This window comes from Pseudomonas sp. B21-053 (assembly GCF_026016365.1).
Lineage (GTDB): Bacteria > Pseudomonadota > Gammaproteobacteria > Pseudomonadales > Pseudomonadaceae > Aquipseudomonas > Aquipseudomonas nunensis.
The window spans coordinates 1,679,015-1,693,358 of the sequence record NZ_CP087205.1; the positions used below are offsets into that span (position 1 = coordinate 1,679,015).

8 protein-coding genes are annotated in these 14,344 nt (G+C 61.0%); 6 read left to right on the top strand and 2 right to left on the bottom strand.

Annotation, left to right across the window (positions count from 1 at the left end; translation table 11 throughout):
* Positions 1-258: 258 nt before the first annotated feature.
* The 4 genes from LOY68_RS07720 to LOY68_RS07735 all read left to right on the top strand — a co-directional run bounded on the left by LOY68_RS07720 (position 259) and on the right by LOY68_RS07735 (position 4,885).
* Positions 259-1,434, top strand: a complete 1,176-nt coding sequence (locus tag LOY68_RS07720; RefSeq protein WP_054049072.1) for an L-rhamnonate dehydratase — start codon at positions 259-261, stop codon at positions 1,432-1,434.
* Positions 1,435-1,488: 54 nt separating this feature from the next.
* The gene (araD1, locus tag LOY68_RS07725) at positions 1,489-2,484 is read left to right on the top strand and encodes an AraD1 family protein (RefSeq protein ID WP_265043958.1); all 996 of its coding nucleotides are present in this window, start codon (positions 1,489-1,491) and stop codon (positions 2,482-2,484) included.
* 154 nt (positions 2,485-2,638) lie between these two features.
* Positions 2,639-4,219 carry an aldehyde dehydrogenase (NADP(+)) gene (locus LOY68_RS07730; protein WP_265043960.1) on the top strand — a complete coding sequence of 527 codons (1,581 nt, stop codon included), beginning with the start codon at positions 2,639-2,641 and terminating at the stop codon, positions 4,217-4,219.
* Between the two features lie 363 nt (positions 4,220-4,582).
* Positions 4,583-4,885, top strand: a complete 303-nt coding sequence (locus tag LOY68_RS07735) for a hypothetical protein (protein ID WP_054049079.1) — start codon at positions 4,583-4,585, stop codon at positions 4,883-4,885.
* 155 nt (positions 4,886-5,040) lie between these two features.
* Here the strand turns inward: LOY68_RS07735 and LOY68_RS07740 are convergent, their stop codons facing one another.
* On the bottom strand, positions 5,041-5,949 hold the full coding sequence (locus tag LOY68_RS07740) for a DMT family transporter (protein ID WP_163908987.1): 909 nt from the start codon (positions 5,947-5,949) through the stop codon (positions 5,041-5,043).
* Between the two features lie 230 nt (positions 5,950-6,179).
* Positions 6,180-7,805, bottom strand: a complete 1,626-nt coding sequence (locus LOY68_RS07745; RefSeq protein ID WP_265043962.1) for a methyl-accepting chemotaxis protein — start codon at positions 7,803-7,805, stop codon at positions 6,180-6,182.
* A 414-nt stretch (positions 7,806-8,219) separates the two neighbouring features.
* Between LOY68_RS07745 and aceK the strand changes: the two genes are divergently transcribed.
* Together aceK and hrpA are read left to right on the top strand one after the other, a co-directional pair.
* Positions 8,220-9,941 carry a bifunctional isocitrate dehydrogenase kinase/phosphatase gene (aceK, locus tag LOY68_RS07750; RefSeq protein WP_265043964.1) on the top strand — a complete coding sequence of 574 codons (1,722 nt, stop codon included), beginning with the start codon at positions 8,220-8,222 and terminating at the stop codon, positions 9,939-9,941.
* A 212-nt stretch (positions 9,942-10,153) separates the two neighbouring features.
* The gene (gene hrpA / locus LOY68_RS07755; RefSeq protein ID WP_265043966.1) at positions 10,154-14,065 is read left to right on the top strand and encodes an ATP-dependent RNA helicase HrpA; all 3,912 of its coding nucleotides are present in this window, start codon (positions 10,154-10,156) and stop codon (positions 14,063-14,065) included.
* Positions 14,066-14,344: the final 279 nt, after the last annotated feature.

Genomic DNA, 14,344 nt, shown 5'->3' on the forward strand with positions numbered 1-14,344 from the left:
AAATGGGTGCCTGATCTACCGCCTTCGCGAGCAAGCCCGCTCCCACATTTTTTTTGTGTGAGGTCTGATAACCCTATCTACCGGATATTCGCTTTTTCCTATCACCCCAGGTTATCGCCGGATACGCATAAGTGATTATCCGCCACCCCCAAGCGCTGGCTAAAGTCGGCCCATCGAATGACCAGAACCGGCCGCCCGAGCGGTTCTGCGCAGCGACTCAACAACTACAAAAAGCCGGCAGCGCAAGGAACTGTATTCATGAAAATCAAAGCAATCCGTACCCGCGTTTTCGAGTGGAAAGGCAAAGTCGTCCCACCGCAAGCGCACTTCTGCACCAACGCCAGCGACATCCTGTTCGAGCGCGGCGACGCCATGGGCTCGTTCCGTTTCCACGGCTGGCTGGTGGTTGAAGTCGAGACCGACACCGGTCTTGTCGGCATCGGTAACTGCGCCCTGGCGCCGCGTGTGGCCAAGGAAATCATCGACACCTACCTGGCGCCCATCGCCATCGGCGAAGATCCGTTCGACAACGAATACATCTGGCAGAAGATGTACCGCCAGAGCCACGCTTGGGGCCGCAAAGGCATCGGCATGGCGGCGATCTCGGCGATCGACATCGCGATCTGGGACATCATGGGCAAAGCCGTCAACAAACCAGTGTTCAAGTTGCTCGGTGGCCGCACCAAGGAAAAGATCTGGACCTACGCGTCCAAGCTCTACGCCAACGACAACCTCGACCTGTTCCTCGAAGAAGCCCAGGGCTATCTGAACCAGGGTTTCACCGCGCTGAAAATGCGTTTCGGCTACGGCCCGAAAGACGGCCCGGCGGGCATGCGCAAGAACATCGAACAGGTGCGCGCCCTGCGTAACCTCGCCGGCCCCGACATCGACATCATGCTCGAATGCTACATGGGCTGGACCCTGGAATACGCGCGTCGCATGTTACCCAAACTCGCTGAATTCGAACCGCGCTGGCTCGAAGAACCGGTGATCGCCGACGACATCGAGGGTTACATCGAGCTGAAAAAAATGGGGATCATGCCGATCTCCGGCGGCGAGCATGAGTTCACCTCCTACGGCTTCAAAGACCTGCTGGAGCGCCGCGCCGTCGACGTGATCCAGTACGACACCAACCGCGTCGGCGGCATCACCGCAGCGCGCAAAATCAATGCACTGGCCGAAGCCTGGTCGGTGCCGGTCATCCCACACGCCGGGCAGATGCACAACTATCACCTGACCATGTCCACCACGGCCTCGCCGATGGCCGAGTTCTTCCCGGTGTTCGACGTCGAAGTCGGCAACGAACTCTTCTACTACGTGTTCAAGGGCGAGCCGCAACCGGTCAACGGCTACATCCAGCTCGACGACAACACGCCGGGTCTGGGCCTGGAAATCTCCGATGAGTACTTGAGCGACTTCAACATCATCGAGTGATCTTTCAAGCGCCGCAGCCAGCGGCGCTATCCACGACTTTCTGGAGGGCCGGACATGCGCCTGATTCAATTTGAAAACACCGCCGGCGAGCGCCAGGTCGGCCTCGTCGAGGGTTCACACGTCCAAGTGCTGAATGGCACCCGCAGCACTCGTGAGCTGGCACTCGCCGCGATCCGTGGGCAACGCAGCCTGCAAGATGAAGTCAGCTGGCGCGGCACCGAGCCGGGCCCGGACTACCTGCAACTGCTGCAACAGGGCCGGGTGTTGCCGCCGCTGGACCACGAAGACCCGGCGCATTGCCTGATCAGCGGCACCGGCCTGACCCATTTGGGCAGCGCCTCGGCCCGGGACAAAATGCACCAGCAGGACGGCGCCGTTGAAGCTGGCATGACCGACACCATGCGCATTTTCAAGTGGGGCCTGGAGGGTGGCAAACCGTCGGCCGGGCAGGTCGGTGCGCAGCCGGAATGGTTCTATAAAGGTGACGGCAACATCGTCGTGCGCCCCGGCGCGGACTTTCCGGTGCCGCCGTTTGCCGAAGACGCTGGCGAAGAACCGGAGCTGACGGGCCTGTATGTGATCGGCGACGACGGCCAGCCGTATCGCCTCGGTTATGCACTGGGCAACGAGTTCTCTGACCATGTGATGGAGCGGCGCAATTACCTGTACCTCGCGCACTCCAAACTGCGCTTCTGCGCCTACGGCCCGGAGCTGCGCGTCGGTGAACTGCCCAAGCATCTGGCCGGCACCAGCCGCATCGTGCGCAACGGTGAAACCCTCTGGGAAAAAGAATTTCTCAGCGGCGAAGACAACATGTGCCACAGCCTCGCCAACCTCGAATTCCACCACTTCAAATACGCGCAGTTCTTGCGTCCGGGCGATGTCCACGTTCATTACTTCGGCACCGCCACACTGTCGTTTGCCGACGGCGTCAAAACCCAGCCCGGCGACCGCTTTCAGATCAGCCTCGCCGAATTCGGCGCACCACTGGAAAACGGCATCGGCGAAAGTGCCCAGCCGTTGGCCATCGGAAAAGTTCGAACGCTTTAAGTGTGGAACCTGAGTCAGGCGCTCATTTGAAAGGCTTGAAGATCAGCTCCCTTTCCCCCTCTCCCCTATGGGGAGAGGGCTGGGGTGAGGGGTGGATCTTAAATCCTCCAACATCTTCAACCACTGGCACAGTCAGCCGGTGAAGGACCCCCCAATGACCACTCCCCTCGGACACAACTACATCGGCCCCCACCGCAGCGCCAACGGCACCGTGCAGCTGCAAAGCCTCGACGCCACCACCGGCCAACCACTACCAGGCACCTTCTTCCAGGCCACCGAAGCCGAAGTGGACGCCGCCGCCAAATCTGCCGCCTCCGCCTACCCGATCTACCGCAACCTGAGCGCAGAAAAACGCGCGACGTTCCTCGATGCCATCGCCGATGAAATCGATGGCCTGGGCGATGAATTCGTCGCCACCGTGTGCCGTGAAACCGCATTGCCCGCCGGACGCATCCAGGGTGAACGCGGGCGCACCAGCGGTCAGCTGCGACTGTTCGCCAAAGTCCTGCGTCGCGGTGACTTCTATGGCGCGCGCATCGACCGTGCCTTGCCGGAACGTCAGCCTTTGCCGCGCCCGGACATTCGTCAGTACCAGATCGCGCTCGGGCCAGTCGCCGTGTTTGGCGCCAGCAACTTTCCACTCGCATTTTCCACGGCGGGCGGCGATACCGCGTCGGCACTGGCCGCCGGGTGCCCGGTGGTGTTCAAGGCCCACAGCGGACACATGGCAACCGCCGAATGGGTGGCGGACGCGATCCTGCGCGCCGCCGAACGCACCAGCATGCCGGCCGGGGTGTTCAACATGATTTATGGCGGAGGTGTCGGCGAATGGCTGGTCAAGCACCCGGCGATCCAGGCGGTGGGCTTCACCGGTTCGCTCAAGGGCGGCAATGCCCTGAGCCACATGGCCGCGACCCGGCCGCAGCCGATCCCGGTATTTGCCGAGATGTCGAGCATCAACCCGGTGTTCCTGCTGCCCGAGGCACTGGCGGTGCGTGGCGAGCAGATTGCCGCGCAACTGGCGGGCTCGGTTACGCTGGGGTGTGGCCAGTTCTGCACCAATCCCGGCCTGGTGATCGGCCTGCGCTCGCCGCAGTTCAGCGCGTTCCTGCAGCAGTTTTGCGCGCATATGAATGAGCAACCAACGCAAACCATGCTCAATGCCGACGCGTTGATCAGCTATGGCCTGGGACTCGGAGCGTTGCACGAACATCCCGGGCTGACGCACCTGGCGGGCCAACCGCAGCAGGGCGGACAGGCTCAGCCGCAAGTGTTCAAGGCTGATGTCAGCCTGTTGCTCAAGGGCGATGAGCTGCTTCAGGAAGAAGTCTTCGGCCCGACCACCATCGTCATCGAAGTCGAGGATCAGGCGCAATTGGCGGCAGCGTTGCAGGGCTTGCGTGGCCAGCTCACAGCGACGCTGATTGGCGAGGCGGACGAACTTCTGGAGTACCGCTGGTTGGCGGAAATACTTCAGGAAAAAGTCGGGCGGATTCTGCTCAACGGTTACCCGACCGGTGTGGAGGTTTGCGACGCGATGGTGCATGGCGGGCCGTATCCGGCGACGTCGGATTCGCGCGGGACGTCGGTGGGAACACTGGCGATCAATCGTTTCCTGCGGCCAATGTGTTTCCAGAATTATCCGGACGCGCTGCTGCCCGAGGCGCTGCAGAACGCTAATCCGTTGGGGATTCGGCGCTTGGTGGACGGGGAGATAAGTGCACAGGCGTTGTAGTCCTTGGCGGCGTTTGTGCGGGAGGGAAAGAGCGCTCCTACAGCGGGTGTGGGGGATGACGCGGCAGCGTACAACTTTCCAAGACGTTTCCTACGACGTACCCTGTTGCCGCGTTTCGGTATCGACCTCTATAGTTTGGGCTCGCGGAAAACTTCGCGAAATGACCTTGGCCGGTCGATCATCAAAACGCATCAGCGTCATTGTTCAGGCATGTTTCATGTCTGGATGCTGTGTTATGGCAGCTGTGCGCGGGATACCTTCGGGTGTGCCGGTTTGATGGGTGCCGGTCGGCCAACCCGTACACAGCTGCCACCTTTTTCGCTTGGCCGCGGACTTGAGGTAGCCCTATTTGGAGTTTTACCCATGCACGACCAAATCATGCCGCGTTACCTCCCCATCGACACTTACGACGCCGACAACCCAGTCCTCTACATCAACACCCACCGAGAACTCAGCGACATCGCCGCTTGCGCCATGCACCGGTTCACGGTGATCCGCGACCTGACCGACACCCTGACCAGCCTCAACCTCACCGGCATTTCCGACTGCGACCTGACCCGTGTCACCAGCGCCGTCCACCTGCTGGCGCGCGAAGGCTGCGCGATGCTCAATGTGGTCCAGGCCCGAGCGCGTCAGCGCGAAGACGGCTACAAAGCGACGGTATAACGACAAACACACAATGATTGTGTGAACACCAGAGATCAAATGTGGGAGCGAGCTTGCTCGCGATGAGGCCATTACATTCAGCATCAATGTTGACTGACCGGCCGCCATCGCGAGCAAGCTCGCTCCCACAGGGTTATCGCCAGGTTTGAGAGCTGTTATCGCTCCGCCAACTCCGGCACCTTCACCGCCGCCGGCTTCAACACCAGCCACAACGCCGCCGCAATCAATACCCCGCCATAGATGTGCGCCATCGACAATGGCTCATCCAGCAGCAACGCGCCCCACAACACGCCGAACGGCGGGATCATGAAGGTCACGGTCATCGACTTCACCGGGCCGATCGAGCTGAGCAGGCGGAAGTAAACGATGTAGGCAAACGCGGTGCACACCAGGCCCAGACCCAGCAGCGACAACCAGACGCTCCAGCCGCCCCAGCTCGCCGGTGGATTGCTGATCACGCTGTAGCCGAACAGTGGCAGCAAGAACAAGGTCGCGCCGAGCATGCTGCCGAGCGCCGACAAACGACTGTCGAGACCACCGGCGTGATCGAGCCAGCGCCGGGCGAGGAATCCGGCGAAGCCGTAGCACGTGGTCGCGAGTAGGCAGGCGAGGGCGCCCATCAGCAATTGCATGTCGAACGCCACCGGGCCGGCGCGGGTCAGCACGCCGACGCCGAACAGGCCGAGGAATACCCCGCCGAGTTTGGCGGCGGTGAGTTTTTCGTGGAAGAACAGCCCGCCGATCAGTACGCCCATCAACGGCGTGGTGGCGTTGAAGATCGCCGAGTAACCGGCCGGCAGCACTTGCGCGGCCACGGAATACAGGGTCGCCGGGATTCCGGAGTTGATCACCCCGAGCAGCATCACGGTCTTGAGTTTGCCTTTGAAATCCCAGCTGATGCGCATCAGCCCGAGGATCACCAGCAAGCCGACAGCGGCAATCGAGACCCGGAAAAACGCCGTGGGAATGGTGCCGATCACCGGGGCGATCACGCGCATAAACAGGAAACTCGCGCCCCAGATCGCCGCCAGCGACAGTAAACGGAAAATATCGACAGGGCTCACGGTGCACTCCTTCCTTTATGGGGACGGAAGTGTTGCCGAGAGCCCTGAGGATCGCAACCGTAAATCGGGCATTAAATTTCTGTGTCTAGCGAACTTGCCTGGGGTGGGGAGCTTATTTGTGGCGAGCGAGCTTGCTCGCGCCGGGCTGCGCAGCGGCCCCACTATTTTGTGAGCGCTGCGCACTCAAGCGGGAGCAAGCTCCCTCGCCACAGGTGAATGCCTACACAGATTTAAATAATGAAGCGGGTCACCAGCCCATTCAGGTCCACAGCCAAACGCGACAGTTCCTGGCTGGCGGCGGAAGTTTGGGTGGCGCCAGCGGCAGTCTGGGTCGAGAGGTCGCGGATGTTCACCAGGTTCTGATCGACCTCGCGTGCCACCAGAGCTTGCTGTTCCGCAGCGCTGGCGATCACCAGGTTGCGCTGGTTGATCTGCGAGATTGACGCGGTGATTTTTTCCAGCGCATGCCCGGCGCTGTTGGCCCGGCGCAAGGTCTGGCTGGCTTGCTCGGCGCTGCTTTGCAACGCGCTGACCGTGGCCCCGGTGCCTTGCTGGATATTGCTGATCATCAGCTCGATTTCTTCGGTGGAATTCTGCGTGCGCTGGGCCAGCGAACGCACCTCGTCGGCCACCACGGCGAACCCGCGCCCGGCCTCACCGGCCCGGGCCGCTTCGATGGCGGCGTTGAGCGCCAGCAGGTTGGTTTGCCCGGCGATCCCGCGAATCACTTCCAGCACCTTGCTGATGTCCTGGGCCTGAGTGGCCAGGCCTTCCGCCTGTTGCGAGGCGCCGAGCACTTCGCTCACCAGCCCTTGAATCGAGGTAATGGTTTCGCTGACCTGAACATGCCCGTGCTTGCTGTCCTCGTTCGACGCCTGGGACGCTTCGGCGCTGGACACCGCGTTCGCGGCCACTTCATCCACCGCCGTGCTCATCTCGGTAACGGCAGTCGCGGCTTGTTCGATCTGATCATTCTGCTGTTGCAGGCCACGGGTGCTTTCTTCCATCACCGAGCTCATTTCCTCGGCCGCGGAAGCGAGCTGCTGCGCCGAGTCGCTGATGCCACGGATGGTCGTGCGCAAGTTGCTTTGCATGTCGGCCAGGGCATCGAGCAGGTGCGCCGCTTCGTCGTCGCCCTCGCTCAGCACTTTACCGCTCAAGTCACCCGAAGCGATCCGCCGGGCCACGTTCAGTGCCTGATTGATCGGCGTGGTGATACTGCGCGTCAGCAGCCACGCCAGCAGCAGGGTGGCGATCAGCGCAATCACGATGATCGTGCCGACAATCCACTGCGCCCGCTGATACATCCGCGCGGCGTCGTCGGACGCCGCATCGGCGCCTTGCTGGTTGAAACTGATCATGGCTTCCAGGGATTTATCCAGCACGCTGCCTTGGGGCGCCAGTTCCGTATTGAGGCGGGTGTAGGCTTGCTCCGACTGGCCGGCGTCGATCTGGGCAAGGATCTGGTCGAGAATCGCCATGTACTTGGTCACGTCCGCGTTCAGGCTGGCGAGCATGCCCCGTTCCTGGTCACTGGAGACCAATGTCTTGTGATCGTTCAGGCGCTTGAGCAACTCCTGACGCTGGTTGATGAGGATGCCTTTGCTCTTTTCCCGCACGGCCGGTTGGCTGTTGGCGATCAACCGCAGGGATTCCAGGCGAATAGTCGCAATGTTTGCCGCGCTGTCATGAATGCTTTCGATGCTCGGCATCCACGACTCCTCAATCACTGTGGCGCTTTGGCGAAGGGTCGCCATTTGCACCAGACCGAACAGACCAACCACTACCAGCAGACTGGCCAAAACGGCAAAACTCAGACCGGCACGCAAACCTATACGCATGTTTCTGATAGACATCGAATGTGCTCCTTGGGCGTTTTGGGAGGGAGCCCTCGTGGACCGAGGATCTTGTTTTTAGGCGGGTGATGGCGGGCTATATATCAAAGTGCCATCATTTTGGTAAGACCAATCTTGAAGGCTCTGTTCCGGGCGCTGCAGGGCGGAACAAGCAAGAGCGCTCATTCAGAAGGTTATTTGGCAGGGCTGTTTGCGTGCGTAACGCAGAGGATTGGGGGTGTTCAGCGGAATCGATTAAGCGCGGTCGGCATGACCGAGTGGAGTGTTTATTGACCAATCGGTCGATTAAAAAACCTGAAAAAAATCCAGCATGAGGTTCGCTCGACTCTCGACATCAATGGCAAAAATTACGCTTCTCCTGCACCCGGTTCACTGGCTAAGCTCAGGCTTCCGCACTTTCGCAGAGGTCTCACCATGCCGCAGCAATGGCCCGCCGCCGATATCGCCCGATTGATCCTCGATGGCTTTGATGACTACCGCGAACATTTCCGGCAGATCACCGACGGTGCCCGGGCCCGTTTCGAGCAGGCCCAGTGGCAGGAGACGCAATCGGCGTCGGCAGCGCGGATCAATCTGTACGAAGAAAAAGTCGGCGAAACGGTCGAGCGGCTGCGGGGCGCCTTCGAGACCGATACGCTGATGGATGTGACCTGCTGGCCGCTGGTCAAGAGCGCCTACATCACGTTGATCGACCTGCGTTTCGACGATGAGCTGTCCGAGACCTGGTACAACTCGATCTTCTGCGGGCTGTTCAGCCACGACCTGATCAGCGACGGCTGCATGTTCATCCACACCACCCGGCCGAGCCTGCGGCGGGCCCGGGCCGCGCAAACCCGCACCTACAAGCCCCAGGGGCATTTGTCCGAAATGTTGGCGAGCATCTTTGCCGACTACCGCTTCAGCGAGGATTACGCCGACCTGTCCGGCGACCTGCGCCGCCTCGAAGCGCAACTGCGCGAGAACCTGCCGGACTGGGTCTGCAAGGACCCGGAGCTGTCCGTCGAACTGTTCTCCTCGGTGCTTTACCGCAACAAGGGCGCGTATCTGGTCGGACGGATTTACACCCAGGACGAACAATGGCCGCTGGTGATTCCGTTGCTGCACCGCGAAGGGCGCGGCATCCAGATCGACGCGCTGATCACCGATGAGGCGGACGTGTCGATCATCTTCTCGTTCACACGCTCGTATTTCATGGTGGATGTGCCGGTGCCGGCGGAGTTCATCGGCTTCCTCAAGCGCATCCTGCCGGGCAAGCACATTGCCGAGCTGTACACCTCGATCGGTTTCTATAAACACGGCAAGTCCGAGTTCTACCGGGCGCTGATCAACCACCTGGCCAACACCGACGACCAGTTCATCATGGCCCCCGGTGTGCGCGGCATGGTCATGAGCGTGTTCACCCTGCCGGGGTTCAACACCGTATTCAAAATCATCAAGGACCGTTTCTCGCCGTCGAAAAACGTCGACCGCGCCACGGTGATCGAGAAGTATCGCCTGGTGAAAAGCGTCGACCGCGTCGGGCGCATGGCCGATACCCAGGAATTCGCCGACTTCCGTTTCCCCCTGAGCAAGTTCGAACCGGCGTGCCTGGAAGAACTGCTCGACGTGGCGCCGTCCACGGTGTCTGTCGAAGGCGACACGGTGCTGATTCGCCACTGCTGGACCGAACGGCGCATGACCCCGCTGAACCTGTACCTGGAACACGCCAACGAGGCGCAGGTGCGCGAGGCGCTGGAGGATTACGGCCTGGCGATCAAACAACTGGCGGCGGCGAACATCTTTCCCGGCGACATGTTGCTGAAGAACTTCGGCGTCACCCGGCACGGGCGCGTGGTGTTTTATGACTACGACGAGATTTGCTTTTTGACTGAGGCGAATTTCCGGCATATCCCGCAACCGCGCACGCCGGAGGATGAGATGGCGTCGGAACCGTGGTACTCGATCGGGCCGCTGGATGTGTTTCCGGAAGAGTTTCCGCCGTTTTTGTTCGCCGATTCCGGGCAGCGCAAGTTGTTCGATCAGTTGCATGGTGAGTTGTACAACGCCGATTACTGGAAGAGCCTGCAAGAAGCCATTCGCGCCGGCAAAGTCATCGACGTGTTCCCCTATCGGCGCAAAGGCATGGACAACGAATAACCCCATGCCATGCCCCCTGTAGGCGCCTGTAGGAGCCTGTAGGAGCTGTCGAGTGAAACGAGGCTGCGATCTTTTGATCTTGTTTTTTAAAGAATCAAAGTCAAAAGATCGCAGCCTCGTTTCACTCGTCAGCTCCTACAAGGGATCTCGTTCGTCCGTTAAATCTGCGACAATCCGCACCCTGCGCCACTAGACGACTTATTGCGTACCTGATGACTGACGAATCGCCTTCCATCGACAAACTGCTGAAAAACCTCGATCACGCCATGCTCGCCGACCGCCACCGGCTGCGGCGGCAGTTGCTTGAGCTGCGCAAGAAACCTGATGAGGCCAAGCTGGCCCAGTGGGTGACGCGCATGCAGGCGTCCTGTGATCAGGTGTTGGCGCGGCGGGCCAGCCTGCCGGTGATTCGTTACGACGACAGTTTGCCGATCGCCGCCAAGCGCGACGAAATCAAAGAGGCGCTGCTCAAGCATCAGGTGCTGATCATTGCTGGCGAAACCGGGTCGGGCAAAACCACCCAGTTGCCGAAGATCTGCCTGGAAATCGGCCGTGGCCAGCATGGCCTGATCGGCCACACCCAGCCGCGTCGGATTGCGGCGCGCAGCGTGGCGAGCCGGGTGGCCGAAGAACTGGCGACGCCGTTGGGCGCGCTGGTCGGCTATCAGGTGCGGTTCGAGGATCAGAGCGATTCCAACACCCTGATCAAGCTGATGACCGACGGCATCCTGCTGGCGGAAACCCAGAACGACCGCTACCTCGAACGCTACGACACGATCATCGTCGACGAAGCCCACGAACGCAGCCTCAACATCGACTTCCTGCTCGGTTACCTGAAAACCCTGTTGCCGCGCCGCCCGGACCTCAAAGTCATCATCACTTCGGCGACCATCGACCTGGAGCGGTTCTCCAAGCATTTCGATGACGCGCCAATTGTCGAAGTCTCTGGCCGCACCTTCCCGGTGGAAACCTGGTATCGCCCGCTGACGCTTGAGCAGGACGAAGAGGGCAACCGCGTCGAGGACGACTTGACCGTGGACCAGGCGATTCTCGCCACCCTCGACGAAATCGCCGCGTTTGAACGCAGCGAGCGCAAGAGCCCCGGCGATGTGCTGGTGTTCCTGCCCGGCGAGCGCGAGATTCGTGACGCCGCCGACATGCTGCGCAAGGCCCAGCTCAAGCACACCGAGATTCTGCCGCTGTACGCGCGCTTATCGCCGGCCGAGCAGCAGCGGATTTTCCAGTCGCATCCGGGACGCCGAGTCGTACTGGCGACCAACGTCGCGGAAACCTCGCTGACCGTGCCGGGCATTCGTTACGTGATCGACAGCGGCACCGCGCGCATCAGTCGTTATAGCTATCGCGCCAAGGTCCAACGCCTGCCCATCGAAGCGATTTCCCAGGCCAGCGCCAATCAGCGTAAAGGTCGATGCGGGCGGGTCGAGCCGGGCATTTGTATTCGCCTCTTCAGCGAAGAAGATTTCATCGGACGGCCGGAATTTACCGACCCGGAAATCCTGCGTACCAACCTCGCCGCCGTCATCCTGCAGATGCTGCACCTGCGCCTCGGCGAGATCACCGATTTCCCGTTTATCGAACCGCCGGATGGCAAGGCCATTAGCGACGGTTTCAACCTGCTGCAAGAACTCTCGGCAGTCGACCGCAACAGCCAACTGACGCCGCTAGGGCGCAATCTGGCGCGCTTGCCGGTGGACCCGCGCATGGGCCGCATGCTGCTGGAAGCGGCGAAACTCGGTAGCTTGCAGGAAGTGCTGATCGTCGCCAGCGCCATGTCAATCCAAGACCCGCGCGAACGACCGCCGGAACGCCAGCAAGCGGCAGATCAGGCGCATGCCCAATGGAAAGACGTGGACTCGGACTTCGCCGGGCTGGTCAATCTGTGGCGCGGTTTTGAAGAACAGCGCCAGGCGTTGACCGCCAGTCCGTTGCGTAACTGGTGCCGCAAGAATTTCCTCAACTATTTGCGCCTGCGCGAGTGGCGCGACTCTCATCGCCAATTGAGCCTGATCTGCCGCGACATGCAGCTCAGCCTGAATAAAGAGCCGGCGGACTACCCGAAACTGCACAAAGCCGTGCTCTCGGGGCTGCTCAGTCAGATCGGCCAGAAAACCGAGGACGGCGACTACCTCGGCGCGCGTCAGCGGCGTTTCTGGATTCACCCGTCGTCGGGCTTGGGCAAGAAACGTCCGCAATGGCTGATGACCGCCGAGCTGGTGGAAACCACCAAGCTCTATGCGCGGATGGTCGCCAAGATCGACGCCGACTGGATCGAGCCGTTGGCCGGGCACCTGATCAAGAAAAACCACTTCGAACCCCATTGGGAGAAGAAGCGCGGTCAGGTCGTGGCGTTCGAACAGATCACCTTGTTCGGGCTGATCATTGTCGGTCGCCGGCCGGTGCATTACGGGCCGATCGATCCAGTGGTGTCCCGCGAGTTTTTCATTCGCGAAGGTTTGGTGCGCGGCGAGATTCAGTCCAAGGCCAAATGCCTGACCGCCAATGCGCAGTTGCTGGAACAGCTCGACGAACTGGAAGCCAAGGCTCGTCGTCGTGACATCCTGGCCGACGAAGAAACCCTGTTCGCTTTCTACGACGCGCGACTGCCGGCGGAGATTCATCAGACCGCGACCTTCGACAGTTGGTATCGGGTCAACAGCCAGAAAGACCCGCAGTTGCTGATCATGCGCGAAGAAGACGTGCTGGCCCGCGAGGCCAGTGAAGTCACCGCGCTGCATTACCCGGACACCTTGCACATCGGTGATCTGGAACTGGCCCTGAGTTACCACTTCGAACCGAACCACCCGCGTGACGGTGTGACCCTGCGCGTGCCGGCGCCGCTGTTGCCGATGCTGCCGCCGGAACGCCTGGAATGGCTGGTGCCCGGCGTCATCGAAGCCAAATGCGTGGCGTTGGTGCGCAACCTGCCCAAAGCCCTGCGCAAGAACTTCGTACCGGTGCCGGACTTCGTCAAAGCCGCGTTGCAGCGCATGACTTTCGCCGAGGGCTCGTTGCCCCTGGCGTTGGGCCGCGAACTGTTGCGCATGACCGGTGCGCGGGTCAGCGATGAAGCCTGGGCGGAAGCCTCGCAACAGGTCGACAGTCATTTGCGGATGAACCTGGAAATCGTCGACGGCCAGGGCAAGTTCCTTGGCGAAGGGCGGGATCTGGCCGAGTTGACCGCACGTTTCGCTGAGGCCAGCCAAGCGGCGTTGGCGGTGCCGCAAACCGCGAAAAACCAGCAACCGGTGGAGCCGAAAGTCTTCGCCGCCGTCGCCGAGAAAACCCAGCAGAAGATCGCCGGGCTGTCGATGACGGTGTACCCGGCATTGGTGGAAGAGAGCGGTACGGTCAAGGAAGGGCGTTTCTCGACCCCGGCCGAGGCTGAGTTCCAGCATCGCCGTGCGTTGCAGCGTTTGTTGATGCAGCAATTGGCCGAGCCGGCCAAGTTCTTGCGCGGCAAGTTGCCGGGGCTGACCGAGCTGGGGCTGATGTACCGCGAACTGGGGCGCATCGATGCCTTGGTTGAAGACATTCTGCTGGCGAGCCTCGATAGCTGCATTCTCGACGGCGAAGACCCGTTGCCACGCGACGGCGCCGGGTTGGCCTCACTGGCGGAGCGCAAGCGCGGCGGCTGGACCGAGCACGCCGAGCGTCTGGCCAAATTGACGTTGGAGATTCTCAAGCTCTGGCACGGTCTGCAAAAGCGCTTCAAGGGCAAGATCGACCTCGCGCAAGCCGTGGCGTTGAATGACATCAAGCAGCAGCTCAGTCATCTGGTGTATCCGGGTTTTGTCCGGGAAACCCCGATGCAGTGGCTCAAGGAGCTGCCGCGTTATCTGAAAGCGGTCGAGCAGCGCTTCGAGAAAATCGGCGCGCAAGTGCAGCGGGATCGGGTCTGGGCCGGCGAGTTGTCCGGTTTGTGGACGCAATACCAGACCCGCGCCAACAAACATGCCCAGGAAGGCAAGCGCGATCCGCAGCTGGAACTGTATCGCTGGTGGCTGGAGGAATATCGGGTTTCGCTGTTCGCCCAGCAACTGGGAACCAAGGTGCCGATCTCCGATAAGCGCCTGAGCAAACAGTGGACCCAGGTCGAACCATAGCCCCCGATCCTCTGCGATCACCGTGATCCCTGCGATCTCTGTGGATCACCGGGATCCACCGTAGGAGCTGCCGAAGGCTGCGATCTTTTGATCTTTCTTTGTCGCGACACCGGAAGATCAAAAGATCGCAGCCTTCGGCAGCTCCTACATGGGTATCGCGTTATGTCGCTTGATCCAGCAAAAGGCGCCAAAACCTAACGTTTATGGCAAACTTCGCGCCTATAAACGCCGTCACCGCGATTTTGAGCCTTCGCAGGCGCCGCGGATCGGAATAAAGCG